This window comes from Ketogulonicigenium vulgare WSH-001, from assembly GCF_000223375.1.
GTDB classification, from domain to species: Bacteria; Pseudomonadota; Alphaproteobacteria; order Rhodobacterales; family Rhodobacteraceae; genus Ketogulonicigenium; species Ketogulonicigenium vulgare.
In genome coordinates, this window is sequence record NC_017384.1 from 2,612,501 (window position 1) to 2,628,209 (window position 15,709).

At 60.4% G+C, this 15,709-nt stretch carries 15 protein-coding genes, 1 tRNA gene and 2 rRNA genes (1 of these 18 only partly in view); 17 read left to right on the forward strand and 1 reads right to left on the reverse strand.

What is annotated here, in order from left to right:
* The 17 genes from KVU_RS13020 to KVU_RS13095 all read left to right on the forward strand — a co-directional run.
* Positions 1-2,014, forward strand: a 23S ribosomal RNA gene (locus tag KVU_RS13020); it begins 823 nt to the left of the window's first position.
* A 78-nt stretch (positions 2,015-2,092) separates the two neighbouring features.
* Positions 2,093-2,207, forward strand: a 5S ribosomal RNA gene (rrf, locus tag KVU_RS13025).
* Between the two features lie 48 nt (positions 2,208-2,255).
* Positions 2,256-2,332: transfer RNA gene (locus KVU_RS13030), tRNA-Met, on the forward strand.
* 522 nt (positions 2,333-2,854) lie between these two features.
* Positions 2,855-3,826 carry an ABC transporter substrate-binding protein gene (locus KVU_RS16195; RefSeq protein ID WP_217563429.1) on the forward strand — a complete coding sequence of 324 codons (972 nt, stop codon included), beginning with the start codon at positions 2,855-2,857 and terminating at the stop codon, positions 3,824-3,826.
* Positions 3,827-3,828: 2 nt separating this feature from the next.
* Complete coding sequence (locus tag KVU_RS16200) at positions 3,829-4,392, forward strand: periplasmic substrate-binding domain-containing protein (protein WP_217563430.1); 564 nt, start codon at positions 3,829-3,831, stop codon at positions 4,390-4,392.
* On the forward strand, positions 4,377-5,345 hold the full coding sequence (locus KVU_RS13040; RefSeq protein WP_060486231.1) for an ABC transporter permease: 969 nt from the start codon (positions 4,377-4,379) through the stop codon (positions 5,343-5,345). Before KVU_RS16200 ends, KVU_RS13040 begins: the two co-directional genes overlap by 16 nt.
* On the forward strand, positions 5,342-6,154 hold the full coding sequence (locus KVU_RS13045) for an ABC transporter permease (protein ID WP_013383099.1): 813 nt from the start codon (positions 5,342-5,344) through the stop codon (positions 6,152-6,154). The genes KVU_RS13040 and KVU_RS13045 overlap by 4 nt, the downstream gene beginning before the upstream one ends.
* Positions 6,148-6,879 (forward strand): ATP-binding cassette domain-containing protein, encoded by a 732-nt coding sequence (locus KVU_RS13050; RefSeq protein ID WP_013383100.1) that lies wholly within the window; start codon positions 6,148-6,150, stop codon positions 6,877-6,879. The genes KVU_RS13045 and KVU_RS13050 overlap by 7 nt, the downstream gene beginning before the upstream one ends.
* Positions 6,872-7,507 (forward strand): ABC transporter ATP-binding protein, encoded by a 636-nt coding sequence (locus tag KVU_RS13055; RefSeq protein ID WP_013383101.1) that lies wholly within the window; start codon positions 6,872-6,874, stop codon positions 7,505-7,507. Before KVU_RS13050 ends, KVU_RS13055 begins: the two co-directional genes overlap by 8 nt.
* 24 nt (positions 7,508-7,531) lie before the next feature.
* Positions 7,532-8,305 carry a GntR family transcriptional regulator gene (locus KVU_RS13060; protein WP_014538108.1) on the forward strand — a complete coding sequence of 258 codons (774 nt, stop codon included), beginning with the start codon at positions 7,532-7,534 and terminating at the stop codon, positions 8,303-8,305.
* A gap of 126 nt (positions 8,306-8,431) precedes the next feature.
* Positions 8,432-8,938 carry a GNAT family N-acetyltransferase gene (locus KVU_RS13065; protein ID WP_013383103.1) on the forward strand — a complete coding sequence of 169 codons (507 nt, stop codon included), beginning with the start codon at positions 8,432-8,434 and terminating at the stop codon, positions 8,936-8,938.
* The gene (locus KVU_RS13070) at positions 8,935-9,957 is read left to right on the forward strand and encodes a glycoside hydrolase family 3 N-terminal domain-containing protein (protein WP_013383104.1); all 1,023 of its coding nucleotides are present in this window, start codon (positions 8,935-8,937) and stop codon (positions 9,955-9,957) included. Before KVU_RS13065 ends, KVU_RS13070 begins: the two co-directional genes overlap by 4 nt.
* 31 nt (positions 9,958-9,988) lie before the next feature.
* Positions 9,989-11,644 (forward strand): ABC transporter substrate-binding protein, encoded by a 1,656-nt coding sequence (locus tag KVU_RS13075; protein WP_013383105.1) that lies wholly within the window; start codon positions 9,989-9,991, stop codon positions 11,642-11,644.
* 54 nt (positions 11,645-11,698) lie between these two features.
* Complete coding sequence (locus tag KVU_RS13080; RefSeq protein WP_013383106.1) at positions 11,699-12,676, forward strand: ABC transporter permease; 978 nt, start codon at positions 11,699-11,701, stop codon at positions 12,674-12,676.
* Positions 12,677-12,679: 3 nt separating this feature from the next.
* Positions 12,680-13,567 carry an ABC transporter permease gene (locus KVU_RS13085; protein WP_013383107.1) on the forward strand — a complete coding sequence of 296 codons (888 nt, stop codon included), beginning with the start codon at positions 12,680-12,682 and terminating at the stop codon, positions 13,565-13,567.
* Positions 13,564-14,373, forward strand: a complete 810-nt coding sequence (locus KVU_RS13090) for an ABC transporter ATP-binding protein (protein ID WP_013383108.1) — start codon at positions 13,564-13,566, stop codon at positions 14,371-14,373. The genes KVU_RS13085 and KVU_RS13090 overlap by 4 nt, the downstream gene beginning before the upstream one ends.
* Positions 14,370-15,269: an ABC transporter ATP-binding protein gene (locus tag KVU_RS13095; protein ID WP_013383109.1), complete on the forward strand. Its 900-nt coding sequence runs from the start codon at positions 14,370-14,372 to the stop codon at positions 15,267-15,269. Before KVU_RS13090 ends, KVU_RS13095 begins: the two co-directional genes overlap by 4 nt.
* Before the next feature lie 43 nt (positions 15,270-15,312).
* Here the strand turns inward: KVU_RS13095 and KVU_RS13100 are convergent, their stop codons facing one another.
* Positions 15,313-15,708: a VOC family protein gene (locus KVU_RS13100; RefSeq protein ID WP_013383110.1), complete on the reverse strand. Its 396-nt coding sequence runs from the start codon at positions 15,706-15,708 to the stop codon at positions 15,313-15,315.
* Position 15,709: the final 1 nt, after the last annotated feature.

Below are 15,709 nucleotides of genomic sequence, written 5' to 3' on the forward strand. Positions count from 1 at the left end.
GGAGATAGCTGGTTCTCTGCGAAATCTATTTAGGTAGAGCGTCAGACGAATACCCTCGGGGGTAGAGCACTGGATGGGTAATGGGGTCCCACAGACTTACTGATCCTAACCAAACTCCGAATACCGAGGAGTAATATCTGGCAGACACACGGCGGGTGCTAACGTCCGTCGTGAAGAGGGAAACAACCCTGACCTACAGCTAAGGCCCCTAATTCATGGCTAAGTGGGAAAGCAGGTGGGACGACCAAAACAACCAGGAGGTTGGCTTAGAAGCAGCCATCCTTTAAAGATAGCGTAACAGCTCACTGGTCTAATTAAGTTGTCCTGCGGCGAAGATGTAACGGGGCTCAAGCCATGAGCCGAAGCTTAGGGTGTGCATTTATGCACGCGGTAGCAGAGCGTAGTGTGACATAGCGCAATGCCTCTTCAGCCTTCGCAAGAAGGTTTTGGAGGCAAGGCGCTTTCTGTGAAGCCGGGCTGTGAGGCATCCGGTGGAGAGATCACTAGTGAGAATGATGATATAAGTAGCGACAAAGAGGGTGAGAGACCCTCTCGCCGAAAGTCCAAGGGTTCCTGCTTAAAGCTAATCTGAGCAGGGTAAGCCGACCCCTAAGGCGAGGCCGAAAGGCGTAGTCGATGGGAACCAGGTTAATATTCCTGGGCCAGGAGATGGTGACGGATCTCAAAGGTAGTTCAATCTTATCGGATTGATTGGGCTGCTCAGAGGTCCCTGGAAATAGCCCTCCATAAGATCGTACCCTAAACCGACACAGGTGGACTGGTAGAGAATACCAAGGCGCTTGAGAGAACTATGTTGAAGGAACTCGGCAAAATACCTCCGTAAGTTCGCGAGAAGGAGGCCCGTTCAGTAGGCAACTATTGGGCGGGGGCACAAACTAGGGGGTGGCGACTGTTTACTAAAAACACAGGGCTGTGCGAAGTCGTAAGACGACGTATACAGTCTGACGCCTGCCCGGTGCTGGAAGGTTAAAAGGAGAGGTGCAAGCCTTGAATTGAAGCCCCAGTAAACGGCGGCCGTAACTATAACGGTCCTAAGGTAGCGAAATTCCTTGTCGGGTAAGTTCCGACCTGCACGAATGGCGTAACGACTTCCCCGCTGTCTCCAACATAGACTCAGCGAAATTGAACTGCCCGTGAAGATGCGGGCTACCCGCGGTTAGACGGAAAGACCCCATGCACCTTTACTCCAGCTTCACATTGGCATCAGGCCAAGCATGTGCAGGATAGGTGGTAGGCATTGAAACAGGGACGCCAGTCCTTGCGGAGCCATCCTTGAGATACCACCCTTGCTTTGCTTGATGTCTAACCGCGGTCCGTTATCCGGATCCGGGACCCTGTGTGGTGGGGAGTTTGACTGGGGCGGTCGCCTCCCAAAGTGTAACGGAGGCGCGCGAAGGTTGGCTCAGACCGGTCGGAAATCGGTCGTCGAGTGCAATGGCATAAGCCAGCCTGACTGCAAGACTGACAAGTCGAGCAGAGACGAAAGTCGGCCATAGTGATCCGGTGGTCCCGAGTGGAAGGGCCATCGCTCAACGAATAAAAGGTACGCTGGGGATAACAGGCTGATGATGCCCAAGAGTCCATATCGACGGCATCGTTTGGCACCTCGATGTCGGCTCATCTCATCCTGGGGCTGGAGCAGGTCCCAAGGGTATGGCTGTTCGCCATTTAAAGAGGTACGTGAGCTGGGTTTAGAACGTCGTGAGACAGTTCGGTCCCTATCTTCCGTGGGTGTAGGATACTTGAGAGGAGTTGCCCCTAGTACGAGAGGACCGGGGTGAACGGACCACTGGTGGACCAGTTATCGTGCCAACGGTAGTGCTGGGTAGCTATGTTCGGACAGGATAAACGCTGAAGGCATCTAAGCGTGAAGCCCCCCTCAAAACAAGGTATCCCTGAGGACCGTGAAAGACCATCACGTCAATAGGCTAGAGATGTAAGTGCAGTAATGCATTCAGTTGACTAGTACTAATCGTCCAATAGGCTTGGTTTGATCCAGAAATAGCTCAACCAAATCAAAAAATCATACAAATCAGTATACTTGACAACAAAAATGATGCTTCTTTCCCGGTCTGGTGGCCATAGTGGCCGTTAAACACCCGATCCCTTCCCGAACTCGGAAGTTAAGGGCGGCTACGCTGATGGTACTGCGACTTAAGTCGTGGGAGAGTAAGTCACCGCCAGACCTGATAAGAAGCATCTTCTCTCTCTCAATACGATCAAAATCCCAACAACGCGGGGTGGAGCAGCCCGGTAGCTCGTCAGGCTCATAACCTGAAGGCCGCAGGTTCAAATCCTGCCCCCGCAACCAGAACTAAATCATTAGCGAAATCAGTGGCTTGAAAATCAGCAGCTGCTGATCGCAAACTGATCTCACCAGAACGCCCCGCCTCCCGCGGGGCTTTTTGTATGTGCGGCACTCAGAGCCAGGATGCACGCCAGATCCCCAACAAGTTCAATGTGATGGAGGCTGGGCGCCGCACGATCCCGCACCATCCGCACCTCCGAAACCAACCCGCGCAGAAGCTGAGCAGCTTCCAGCTTTAACCCGGACGGGTTCAGCGCCGCCGACAGGCCGGCGATCTTCCCGCAATAAAGGCCCAATACAGCACACCAGCCGCGACAACCCTCAAACACAAAACGATAGAGTCCGTGAAAACTCTTTGGTGCCAACCTATGGGGCGGAGGACGTCACATGAATGGTATGGTGCCGAAACGATAGGCGCATTCACCGCAGACTTCGCACCGACGTATGCGAAGTCACGGGCGAGTGCTTGCACTTCCATATTCGAGATGTATGCATAATTTTATAAATTATCATACACAGGTTCCAATGACCGTCCTTCGCCACGCATTCGCGGCTTTGCTGCTGTCGACGGCCGCTCTGCAAGCTGAGGTCCCGGACCTTGTGCTGGCCATTGGCGGCGAGCCTGATACCGGCTTTGATCCGCTGCTGGGGTGGGGCGCCTATGGCAATCCGCTGTTCCAGTCGACACTGCTAAAGCGCGATGCAAATCTTGCCACAGCGCCGGACCTTGCGACCACATGGTCGCTATCCGAGGATCGCAAAGTTTGGACCATTACCCTGCGGGGTGACGCCCGATTTGCCGATGGCAGCCCGGTCACAGCCGCAGATGTCGCCTTCACCTTTAATACCGCAAAGGGCGCAGCCGGAGCGGTGGACCTTGCCGTCATGGTTCGGGCCGAGGCTATCTCGTCCGATACCGTGCAAATCGGCCTTGATCGGCCGTGGATTACATTTGCCGAGGCTTTCTATACCCTTGGCATTGTGCCCGCCGCCGCATACGGGCCGGATTACGGGCGCAACCCGCTGGGCTCTGGCCCATTCAGGATGGTGTCTTGGGCCGAGGGCGAGCAGTTGATCGTCGCGCCGAACCCTTATTACTACGGCGCGCCGTCGCCGTTCGGGCAGATCACCTTTCTTTTTACAGGCGAAGATGCAGGGCTTGCCGCAGCACAGGCGGGCGTTGCGCATATGGTGTCGGTTCCGGCGCAGCTTGCGGATGCTGTGCCAGCGCACTTCCACGCGGTTCCGGTGCAGACGGTCGATAACCGTGGCCTCAGCCTGCCATTCCAGCCGCCGCATGAGGTGGATGGCCGCAATATCGGCAATGCTGTCACCGCAGATCCCGCGATCCGTCGCGCGATCAATATGGGCATCGACAGGGATCTGCTGGTCGAGGTGGCTTTGAACGGCCACGGCACCCCGGCCTTTGGTCCGGCGGACGGACTGCCCTGGGCGGGGCGGGTGATACGATTGCCTATGATCTACAGGGCGCGCTGAATGTGCTGGATGCCGCCGGTTGGCAGCCGGGCGCGGATGGCGTGCGGCGCAAGGGTGCGCTGATCGCGGCATTCCCGATCAACTACCCGGCAGGCGATGCGACCCGCCAAGCACTGGCCGAAATCGCGGCCGAACTGCTGCGGCCCTTGGGCATTGCCGCAACGCCGGTGGGCGGGAGTTGGGATGCGATCCAGCGTGTCATGCATGCCGAGCCTGTCGTCTTTGGCTTTGGCAGCCATTCGCCCTATCAGCTTTACAGCCTTTTCGCTGCGCGCCTTGGCGGTGTCGACTATATGAACCCCAGCTATTACGCGAATCCGGCGGTTGACGCGCTGTTTGAACAGGCGCAGGCGGCGGAAAGCCTAGAGGCCTCATTTCCCCTCTGGGCGGCGGCGGCAGAGCATTATGGCGTGGCCGGCGATCAGGCTTGGGCGTGGCTGGTGAACCTTGATCACGTCTATCTGGTCAGCGATTGCCTTGATCTTGGCCCGACCCAGATCGAGCCGCATGGCCACGGCTGGCCTATCACGGCAAGCATCGCCAACTGGCAATGGACCTGCAATTGACGGTGGCGGCGCGGCTGATCCGGCAGGTTCTGTTGCTGGCCACAGTCGCTTTGGCGGTATTTTTGTTGATGAAAACCTCGCCCGTCGATCCGATTGACGCCTATCTTGGCCCCGCCATCGCGACCGCGGGGCCCGAGCAGCGCGCACAGATTGCGGCGGCTTGGGGGCTTGATCAGCCCGCGCATGTGCAGTTTCTGGCATGGGCAGGGCATGTTCTGCGCGGTGATCTGGGCTTTAGCACCACCTATCACGCGCCTGTGGCGCAGGTTATGGGGGATCGGATCGGGGCCTCGCTGGCGCTGACGGGGCTGGCGTGGCTGCTGTCGGGGCTGCTGGGATTTGCGCTTGGCGTCATTGCGGCGGTGCGGGGCGGGTGGATTGATCGGGTGATCCGCCTTTACTGCTATGTGCTGGCCTCGACCCCGACATTCTGGTTCGCGATGATCTTGCTGATGGTGTTTTCGGTCACGCTGGGTTGGACGCCGATCTGCTGTTCGGGGCCAATCGGGGTGCCGCCCGATCAGGTAAGCTTTGTGCAGCGCTTGCAGCATTTGATCCTGCCGCTAACCGCGCTGACGCTGTTTGGCGTTGCGCAGATTGCGCTGCATACGCGGGTCAAGCTGATCGAAGTGCTGCAATCGGACTATGTGCTGCTTGCCCGCGCCCAAGGGGCCAGTGCATTAGACATCGTCTGGCACCACGGGCTGCGCAATGCGGCGCTGCCCGCGCTGACGGTGATGATGGCCTCGATCGGCGAGCTGTTTGGCGGCGCGATCCTGGCGGAACAGGTCTTTGCTTGGCCCGGCCTTGGCCGCGCCAGTGTCGAGGCCGGGATGAAAGGCGATGTGCCGCTGCTGCTGGCGATTGCAGTGTTGACGGCGCTGGTGGTCAGCAGCGCCAATATGCTGGCGGATTGGCTTTATCAGCTGGTTGATCCGCGGGTGCGGCAATGAACGGGCGCGTCCAGGCGATCATTATCGCGGCGCTGGCGCTGGGGCTGATCGGCGGCGTTGCGATTGCGGCTTATAGCCTTGGCGATCTGGGCATTCGCGCCGATTTTAGCGCCCGCAGCCTTGCCCCAGGCGGGGGGCATCTGTTTGGCACGGATCAGATGGGGCGCGATATATTGGCGCGTTCGCTGCACGGTCTGGCGCTGAGCCTGCGGGTCGGGATGATCGCTGCCGGTCTGTCGGTGCTGATCGCCGCCGCCATGGCGCTGCTTTCGGGCCTGTCGCGGCACTGCGATCATGTGGCGGGTTTTGTGACCGATGCCATGTTGGCAATGCCGCATTTACTGCTGCTTTTGCTGATTTCCTTTGCGCTGGGGGGCGGCGCGACGGCAGTGATCATCGCGGTGGCGATCAGTCACTGGCCCCGTCTTGCGCGTCTCTTGCGGGCCGAGGTGATTCAGGCCTCGGCCGCGCCCTATATTGAAACCGCGCGCGCGCTGGGGCGCTCACGCTTGTTCGTGCTGTGGCATCACATCCTGCCGCATCTGGCGCCGCAGATGCTGGTCGGCTTTCTGCTGATGTTTCCCCATGCGATCCTGCACGAGGCGGGGCTGACCTTTATCGGCTTTGGGCTTGAGCCCTCGCGCCCGGCCATTGGGGTTATGCTGTCCGACGCGATGCGGCAGATCAGTGCGGGCCGCTGGTGGCTGGCGGTGTTTCCGGGGCTGATGCTGCTGGCCATGGTGTTGGCGTTCGAGGCGTTGGGCAGCGCGCTGCGCCGCCTGACCAACCCGCGCGAGGCTGCATGTTAACGATCAGCGCCCTCTCGGTCGGTTTTCGACATTACGAAACCCTGCTGCGGCAGGGCGTGGCGTGGCGCTTGCGCGATTTTTCATTGACCCTTGGCGCGGGGCAGATTGTGGCCGTCATCGGCGCGTCGGGCGCGGGGAAAAGCGTGCTCGCCCATGCGGTGCTGGGTATCCTGCCGCCCAATGCGGTGCAAACGGGCCAGGTGGTATCGGTAAAGGCTGGCTTTATTCCCCAACAGATCAGCCATCTGGACCCGTTGGCGCGGGTCGGTTCCCAATTGGCATGGGCGGCGCGGCGTCAGGGGCGGGCGGTTGATATTGCCGAAAGCCTAAAGGCGGTCGGCCTTTCCGATAGAGTCCAACGCCTCTTTCCGCATCAGTTATCCGGCGGTATGGCGCGGCGTGTGTTCATCGCGATGGCGCTGGCCGGTCAGCCCGATCTGCTGATCGCGGATGAGCCGACGGCCGGGCTCGACCCTGAAAACCGCGATCTGATCCTGAACATACTGCAGGCACATGCCGCGCGGGGTGGCGCGGTGCTGCTGATCACGCATGACCTGCTGCCCGCTTTGCCCGTCGCCGATCGGGTGGTGATTTTGCATGACGGGCAGATGGTGAGCATCGAGCAGGCGGTCCATTTCAGCGGGCAGGGCGATGCGCTGTCGGCGCCCTACGCCCGGGCCTTGTGGCGCGCGTTGCCAGAAAATGGATTTATCGCGGATGCTTGAGGCACGTGCGCTATCCGCCACCGCGGGCGGCAGGATATTGTTTCAAAACCTGTCCCTGCATCTGCGACAGGGACAGATCATCGGCCTGTGCGGCCCATCCGGCGCGGGGAAAACCACCCTTGGGCGGATATTGGCGGGATTGGATGCGCCGCAGGCGGGGCAGGTGATCGTGCCGCCAGCCGCGCACGCCTCTCCTGTGCAATATCTGCACCAGACGCCGCTGCTGGCAATGAATCCCCGTTGGCGCATCGCACGGATTCTGGCCGAGGCGGGGCCGGTTGACGCCGCCCTTCAGCAGCAAATCGGCGTTCTGCCCGACTGGTTCACCCGTTTTCCGCATGAGCTGTCGGGCGGCCAGCTACAGCGGGTTGCGATCCTGCGCGCGCTGGGTGCCGCGCCGCGCTATCTGATCGCGGACGAGATCACCGCCGCGCTTGACCCCTTGGCGCAGGTGCAGATCTGGCAGGTGCTACGCGATCTGGCGGCCTGCGGGCAGGTGGGGCTGGTGGCGATCAGCCATGATCGCGCGCTGCTCTCGCGTTTGACGGGGAACCTGCTTACAATCGATCCCGCGCCCCAGACGCATTCTGCTGGCCAGAGCGAAAACTGGTATTATACTGGGCTTTAGTAACCGCATGTGACGGAGCCTCCGATGCCCGCCCCCACAGACCAATTGGCTGAGGCGCAGCCCCTTGCGCAGCGTATCGCCGCCGCCTTGCAAAATGATCAAAGTGAAGACCCCCTTTACCGTCGCCTTGCTGCTGCCCTGCGCGGCCTGATCGCGGGCGGCCATCTGCGCAACCGCGACAGCTTGCCGTCCGAACGGCGGCTGGCCGAGGCCACGGGCCTGTCGCGCGTCACCGTCCGCAAGGCGCTGGAGGAATTGGTCGATGGCGGCTTGGTCGAACGCCGCGCGGGCGCGCGCTCGCATGTGGCGCAGGATATGGATCAAAGCCTGTCGGTGCTGATGGGCTTTACCGCCGATATGCGCAGGCGGGGCACGGTTGGCCATTCGGTTTTGCTGCATAAAATAATGGATATGCCAACGCCGGACGAGGTGTTGAAGCTGGGTATCTCGCTGGGTGAGCAGGTTTTGCGCCTGTCGCGCGTGCGTCTGGCGGATGGCGAGCCTTTGGCCGTCGAACATGCGGTCGTGCCGGCCTTTGCTGTTGCGGGCGCGCTTGGCGATTCGCTGTATGAGGCTTTGCGTCAGAACGGCTATCGCCCCTATCGCGCCCTGCAGCGGCTGCGCGTCGCACTGGCCGATGCCGATGAAGCCGCCCATCTGTTGATCCCGCCCGGCAGCCCGATCCTGCATATCGAGCGTCATACCTTTATGGAAAACGGTCGCCCGATCGAAGTGACGCGGTCGTCCTATCGCGGCGACCGTTATGATTTCGTCGCTGAATTGCAGATCGACGATTGACGTGGAATTGCCTCTTTACAAGTGACGGGGCTTCGCGGATCATTTTGGTATTAAGCAGGTATTACACGGGAGGGTGATCCTTGCATCTGCAACGACACCACATCTCGCGCATGGACAGCTGACGCCATGGATATGCTCGTCAATCTGTTCTCGCCGCGCATCGACGCGCTTGGCCTGCGTGCGGCCAAGGCGCTGGATGGCAGTGCCATCACCATCCGCCGCGCCATCCCGCCCGAATTGCATATTTTGCAAGACTGGACCCGCGCGCATTTCAGCCCCTATTGGGTCAGTGAAGTGACCGTAGCCATGGCGCATCAGCCGCCCGGTTGCCTGATCGCGACCGAGGGCGGATCGCTGCTCGGTTTTGCCTGCTATGATGCCACCGCGCGGGGCTTTTTTGGCCCGACCGGCGTGGCCGAAACCCAGCGGGGGCGGGGCATCGGCCTTGCGCTGCTGCATCAGACATTGGTGGCGATGAAATCGCAGGGTCATGCCTATGCGATCATCGGCGCGGTCGGCCCGGTGGACTTCTATGCCGAGGCGGTCGGTGCCATGCCCATCCCCACCGATTCTGGCGATATTTACCAAGGGCTGCTGCGCGCGCCCGCAGCCTTTAAGGACCCCGGTCAATGACCTCGACCCCGCTTGCCCTGTCTATCGGAATGCCCGGCCTTGCGCTCGATGCAGATGAAATCGCCTTCCTGCGCGAGGCGAACCCCTATGCGTTGTTCCTGTTCAAGCGGAATCTCGACAATCCCGACCAGATCCGCCGCCTCTGCGCCCAGTTCCGCGACGCGGTCGGCCGCCCTGATGCGCCGGTGTTCGTCGATCAAGAGGGCGGCCGCGTCACGCGTCTGGACAATGGCAACTGGCCGCTGTTCCGCCCGCTTGCCGATTTTGGCGCATTGGCGCGCAAGGATATGGATCTGGCGAAACACGCGCTGCGCCTGTCGACGCTGGCGATGGGGTCGATGCTGTCGGACTTGTCGATGAACAGCGGCGCGGCGCCGGTCATCGACCTCAGCCGCAGCTACACCCATGGCGTGATGGGCAACCGCCTGCTGGACAGCGACCCCGATGTTGTCGCCGCCCTTGGCCGGGTGATCGTGGATGCCTTCCTCGAGGTCGGGCAGATGCCGATGATGAAACATATTCCCGGTTACGGCCATGCCGCGGTCGATCCGCATATGGAATTGCCGGTGGTCGATGCCTCGCTGGACGATCTGCGCGCCAGCGATTTCCGCCCGTTCAAGGCGCTGAAAGATACGCCTTGGGCGATGGTGGCGCATACGCTTTACACCCAGATCGACGCGGAAAACGTCGCGACGAGGTCCGCCGCAATCTGCAACTTGATCCGGGAAGAGCTGGAGTATGACGGCGTTCTGATCAGCGATTGCATCACGATGGAGGCGCTGTCGGGCACATGGCCTGAGCGGATCAAAGGTGTGCTTGACGCAGGTTATGACATCGCGCTGCAATGTCAGGGCGAACTCGGCGATTATCAGGCCGCTGCCGTCGCCGCTCGCCCGCTGTCCGATGCGACGCTGGCCCGCATTGCACGCGGGGATGCGCGCCTTGGGCAGGCCCATGTCGATGCGCGGGCCGTCCACGCCGAAGTTGAAGAAATCTTCAAGACAGCCGCGCTGGCGTAAGTCCGGCCGGATATAACAACAGGAGAGAGACGTGAAAAAACGGATTCTACTGGCGGCTTTGTCGGCGACTGCGCTGACCACCGCCGCCCCCGTATCAGCCGAGGCGATCCTGTCGCTGAATGCCGAGGCGGCGACCACTTGGGTGCGCAACTTTAACCCCTTCGCGCAGACGACCTCGCGCTATACCACCATGGATTTCATCTATGAGCCGCTGGTGGTGTTCAACCGTCTGCAGGGCGGCACGCCGCATTTCCGGCTGGCCGAAAGTTATGAGCTGTCGGACGATCTGACCTCGATCACCTTCAAGCTGCGGGACGGTCTGAAATGGTCGGACGGCGAGGCGTTCACCGCCGATGACGTGGTTTTCACGTTTGATTTCATCAAGGAAAACCCCGCGCTCGATTTCATCTCGGTCTGGGGGGATTTGACCGCGGTCGAGAAGGTGGACGAGACTTCGGTACGCTTTACCCTCAGCCAGCCGAATTCGCTGATCGCCAATACGATCGTCGAAATGCCGATCGTGCCGCAGCATATCTGGTCCGAGGTCGCAGATCCCGTGACCTTTGCCAATGAAAACCCGGTCGGCTCTGGCCCGATGACCGAGGTCACCCGCTTTACCCCGCAGGTCTATGAACAGTGCCGCAACCCGCATTACTGGGACAATGACAGCCTGTTTGTCGATTGTATCCGCATGCCGCAATTGGCCGACAACCCGCAGCTGCTGGCGGCGCTAAACGCGGGCACCGTGGAATGGTCGACCAGCTTTGTCCCCAATATCGACGCCTCGTTCGTGGCGACGAACCCCGAGCATCACAAATACTGGTTCACCCCATCCTCGCTGGTGTCGTTCCAGCTCAGCTTTACCACGCCGGACGAGAATAACCGCAAGGCGTTCACCGATGTGAACTTCCGCCGCGCGCTGTCGATGCTGATCGACCGCCAGACGATTGTGGATATTGCGGGCTATGGCTATCCGCTGATCAACGAAGACCCCTCGATGCTGGGCGAGCTGTATAGCGCCTATGCGAACCCTGCCGTGGCCGAGGAATTCGGCACCTATGGCCGGTTCGATTATGACGCAGGCACGGCCCTGCTGGACGAGGCGGGCTATGTCGATGCCAATGGCGACGGCTTTCGCGATAATCCCGATGGCACGCCGATCACCATCGACATCAATGTCCCCAGCGGCTGGACTGACTGGATCGATGCGGTGCAAATCGCGATGGAAACGCTGACCGAGGCGGGACTGAACGTCTCGATGTCGACGCCGGATTCGGCGGTTTGGGGCGCGGATCTGATCGCGGGTAATTATGCGATGACGCTGAACGCGCTGGCGTCCGCGTCGAACCCGTATTTCCCCTATCGCCAGACGTTCAACCCCGATGATTTCGGCCGCAGCCGCTTTGCCGCCCCCCATTGGAGCGACGAACACATGATGGAGCTGTTGAACACCTATACCACGACACAGGACGCCGATCAGCAAAAGGCCATCATGGACGAGGTGCAGATGATCGTCGCGCAAAACATGCCGGTGATCCCGGTCTATAACAGCCCGGCGTTCTATCAGTACAACACGACCAATTTCACCGGTTGGTTCAATGCCGAAAACCCCGTGGCCTCGCCCGTGGTGTCGCGCGTGAACCGTACTCGCCTGCTGCAACTGCTGGCCTTGCGTCCGGTTGAATAAAGACTTCGCATGGGGGCGCCCCGTCGCCCCCATGCCTGACTGACGAGGGTTCCCATGGGTTTTCTGCTGCGGCGTTTGGTGTTTTACTTTGCCGCCTTTTTGGTGGCAGCGACGATCAATTTCTTTTTGCCACGCCTGATGCCGGGCGACCCGATCGAGATTATGTTCTCGAGCGCGGGCTCAACGTTGACGTTGGACAATCTGAACGCGCTGCGGCTGACCTTTGGTTTCATCGACGCGCCGTTGTGGCAGCAATATCTGACCTATCTGAAAAGCGTCTTTACCGGCGATCTGGGCCTGTCGATCCGCTACTTCCCACTGCCGGTGACCGATCTTTTGGGGCGGGCGCTGATCTGGACGCTGACCTTGGTCGGGATCGCGACGGTGTTCAGCTTTATCTTTGGCACGCTTTTGGGGGTGGTGGCCGCATGGCGGCGCGGGTCAAAATTCGATAGCTTCGTCTCGCTGCTGTCGATCTTTGCGACCTCGATCCCGGCGGTGGTGGTGGCGCTGCTGGTGCTGTTTCTGTTCGGCTACACGCTGCGCTGGTTCCCCAATGGCTATGCTGCCGATCCGATGATCGACCCCGCGTTCAGCTGGGTTTATATCAAATCCGTCCTCTATCACGGCACGCTGCCGATGCTGACGCTGGTCTTTGTGCTGACCGGCGGCTTTGTTGTGACCATGCGCAACAATATGATCAACCTTTTGGGCGAGGATTACATCGTCATGGGCCGCGCCAAGGGTCTGGCCGAGCGTGACGTGATGCTGTGGTACGCCGCCCGCAACGCGCTGCTGCCCACGGTGTCGAACCTTGCCATCGCGCTGGGAACGGTCCTCAGCGGATCTTTGGTGGTCGAGGTGGTGTTCAACTATCCCGGCCTTGGCAACACCCTTTATCAGGCGATTTTGGCGCGCGATTACCCCGTTATTCAGGGGCAATTGCTGATCATGACTGGCGCGATGCTGGTGGCAAATTTTCTGGTCGACCTCAGCTATGTGCTGCTCGATCCACGTCTGAAAAAGGGTTGATCCGTGGCTGTTTTCAAAAAGCTTTGGGAAAACAAAAAGGTGCTGGTGGGGCTGTCGATCGTGGCGGCGCTGGTGCTGATGGCGATCTTTGCGCCGCTGCTGACAGAATACAGCCCGACCCGCCGTGTGGGGCGTCCGCATGAACCGCCGTCCTGGGATCACATCATGGGCACGACGCGCCTTGGGCATGATGTGTTCACGCGGTTCCTGTATGGGGCGCGCACCTCGCTGATGGTGGGGTTCGGTGCGGGGCTGCTGATCACAATCATTGGCACCACTTTGGGCATTATCGCCGGCTATAAAGGCGGCGTGGTGGATGAGGTGATCAACTTTTTCACCAATATGGTGCTGGTCGTGCCGAACCTGCCGTTGCTGCTGGTACTGGCGGCGTTCATCGGGCAGGTCAGCCCGCTGGTGATCGCGCTGATCCTAGGGTTCACCTCGTGGGCGTGGGGCGTGCGCGTCACCCGCGCGCAAACCATGTCGATCCGCGAGCGTGATTTTGTGAAATCCGCCGAAATGCTGGGTGAGCCGCAGTGGCGCATCATGCTGTTCGAGATTTTCCCGAACCTGATTTCCATCGTCGGCATCAATTTCATCGGCAGCGTGATCTTTGCCGTGATTACCGAGGCGACGCTGGAATTCCTTGGCCTTGGCAATCCAAACACCGTGTCATGGGGGATTATGCTGTATAATGCACAAAACGCCTCGGCCCTAGTGGTGGGCGCGTGGTGGGATCTGCTGGCGCCATGTTTCGGGCTTGCCGTGCTGGGCCTGGGGCTGGCGTTGATCAACTTTGCGATTGATGAAATGGCCAATCCGCGTCTGCGCACCGGCACGATTCTGGGCCGCTGGTTCGGCCTGATCCGCAGCGGCGAGGGCAAGCTATGACAACGCTATCCATTCGAAACCTGTCGATTGATTACATCGGCCCGCGCAGCGATTTTCACGCGGTCAAGGATGTCAGCTTTGACGTCGGGCGCGGCGAGTTCTTTGGCCTTGCGGGCGAATCCGGTTGCGGCAAAAGCACCATCGCCTTTGCCATCAGCCGCCTGCATCGCCCGCCCGCGCTGATCCGCAAGGGCAGCCAGATCCTGATTGAGGGCCGCGATGTCATGGCGCTGGACGCGCGCGCTTTGCGCGATTTCCGCTGGCGCGAGGTGGCAATGGTGTTCCAAAGCGCGATGAACTCGCTGAACCCGGTGCTGACGATTGTCGATCAGTTCTATGATGTGCTGAAAACCCATGCCGGCATGAGCCGCGATCAGGCCCGTGCCCGCGCGGCCGAGCTGCTGGCGCTGGTCGATATTCCGGCGCATCGTCTGGATGCCTATCCGCACCAATGTTCGGGCGGGATGCGCCAGCGCATTGTTATCGCGATTTGCCTGTCGCTGAACCCCAAGCTGCTGATCATGGACGAGCCGACCACCGCATTGGATGTCGTCGTCCAGCACGAGATTTTGCAGCGCATCAACAAGCTGCGCAAAGATCTGGGCTTTTCGGTGCTGTTCATTACCCATGACCTTGGGCTGATGGTGCAGGTCAGCGACCGCATCGGCATTATGCTGGAAGGCGAGCTGGTCGAGGTGGGCGAGGCGCAAAGCATCTATCGCAACCCGCAGCATGATTACACCAAACGTCTTTGGGCCGCGATGCCGCGCCTGCATGGCGCACGTTTGCAGGAGGCAGGGCGTTGAGCGCACCTATTCTGGCGCTGGATGGCGTCTCGAAAACCTTTGGATCGGCGGAAAATCCGATCTATGCGACGCGCGGCGTCTCGTTCGGGCTTTTTCCGGGGCGCAGTTTGGCGCTGGTCGGCGAATCCGGTTCGGGGAAAACCACGGTCGCGCGCCTACTGATGCGGGAATATCACCCGGACGAGGGCCAGTTGCTGTTTCGCGGCGCGCCGGTCGCCCGCGCCAAGGGGCGGGCCTTACGCGACTATCGCAGCGCGGTGCAGATGGTGTTTCAGGACCCGTTCTCGGCCTTGAACCCGACGCGCAGCATTCGCCATCATCTGGAACGCCCCCTGCGCCTGCACCGGCCCGATCTGGACCGCGCGGGCCGCGCGGCGGCGATGGTGGAGCTGCTGGGCCGGGTGCAGCTAGACCCCGAGCGCGTGATCGAGAAATTCCCCCACGAGCTGTCGGGTGGCCAACGCCAGCGCATCAGCATCGCCCGCGCGCTGGCGGTGAACCCGCAGGTGATCGTCGCGGATGAGCCGACCTCGATGCTGGATGTCTCGGTGCGGCTGGGGATATTGAACCTGCTGAACGATATGAAATCCGAACTGGGCCTTGCGCTGCTTTACATTACCCATGACATCGCCACCGCTCGTTTCGTGGCCGAGGATATCATGGTCATGTATGCGGGACAGGTGGTCGAATGGGGGGATGTCGATGCGGTGCTGACCAATCCGCAGCATCCCTACACGCGCCTGCTGTTATCGGCGGTGCCGGATCCGGACAAAAGGCTGGATGGCACGCCCACTGGCGCGATGGACGATGTCGATGCGATCCGCGCCCGCGCTGCCAAGGTGCAGCCCGCGGTGCGACAGATTGCGGAAAATCATTTTATCCGCAGCACAGAATGAAAACACGGAATGAAAAACGCCCCCTTGCGGGGGCGTCTTTACATCAGGCGTAGCGACCGGCTTTTTGGATCACTTCGATCTGATAGCCATCGGGGTCGGCGATGAAAAAGAACTGCGCAATCACTTCGCCGCCCGGTGCGAAATCGACCATCTTGCGCGGGGCATAGCCCGCCTCAGTCAGGCGCGCGTGCAGTGCGGGCATGTCGTCGACGACGACAGCCAGATGGCCATAGCCATTGCCGAGGTCATAGGGTTCCGTGCGGCCTTTATTGACGGTTAGCTCCAGCTCGAAGGCTGTCTCGTCATTCACAAGATAGACCAGCGTGAAATCCGCAAAATCGAGACGGTCTTTCACCCGCAGCCCAAAGGCGGTGTCGTAAAACGCCAGCGCGCGCGCCTCGTCCAGCACGCGGATCATGGTATGAACCATCTTTGCCATG

Coding starts and splice junctions, on each gene's coding strand:
- KVU_RS13080 (WP_013383106.1), top strand. CDS start 11,699: ATGGGTTTTCTGCTGCGGCGTTTGGTGTTTTACTTTGCCGCCTTTTTG.
- KVU_RS13070 (WP_013383104.1), top strand. CDS start 8,935: ATGACCTCGACCCCGCTTGCCCTGTCTATCGGAATGCCCGGCCTTGCG.
- KVU_RS13055 (WP_013383101.1), top strand. CDS start 6,872: ATGCTTGAGGCACGTGCGCTATCCGCCACCGCGGGCGGCAGGATATTG.
- KVU_RS16195 (WP_217563429.1), top strand. CDS start 2,855: ATGACCGTCCTTCGCCACGCATTCGCGGCTTTGCTGCTGTCGACGGCC.
- KVU_RS13040 (WP_060486231.1), top strand. CDS start 4,377: ATGGACCTGCAATTGACGGTGGCGGCGCGGCTGATCCGGCAGGTTCTG.
- KVU_RS13045 (WP_013383099.1), top strand. CDS start 5,342: ATGAACGGGCGCGTCCAGGCGATCATTATCGCGGCGCTGGCGCTGGGG.
- KVU_RS13090 (WP_013383108.1), top strand. CDS start 13,564: ATGACAACGCTATCCATTCGAAACCTGTCGATTGATTACATCGGCCCG.
- KVU_RS13100 (WP_013383110.1), bottom strand. CDS start 15,708: ATGGCAAAGATGGTTCATACCATGATCCGCGTGCTGGACGAGGCGCGC.
- KVU_RS13060 (WP_014538108.1), top strand. CDS start 7,532: ATGCCCGCCCCCACAGACCAATTGGCTGAGGCGCAGCCCCTTGCGCAG.
- KVU_RS13050 (WP_013383100.1), top strand. CDS start 6,148: ATGTTAACGATCAGCGCCCTCTCGGTCGGTTTTCGACATTACGAAACC.
- KVU_RS13065 (WP_013383103.1), top strand. CDS start 8,432: ATGGATATGCTCGTCAATCTGTTCTCGCCGCGCATCGACGCGCTTGGC.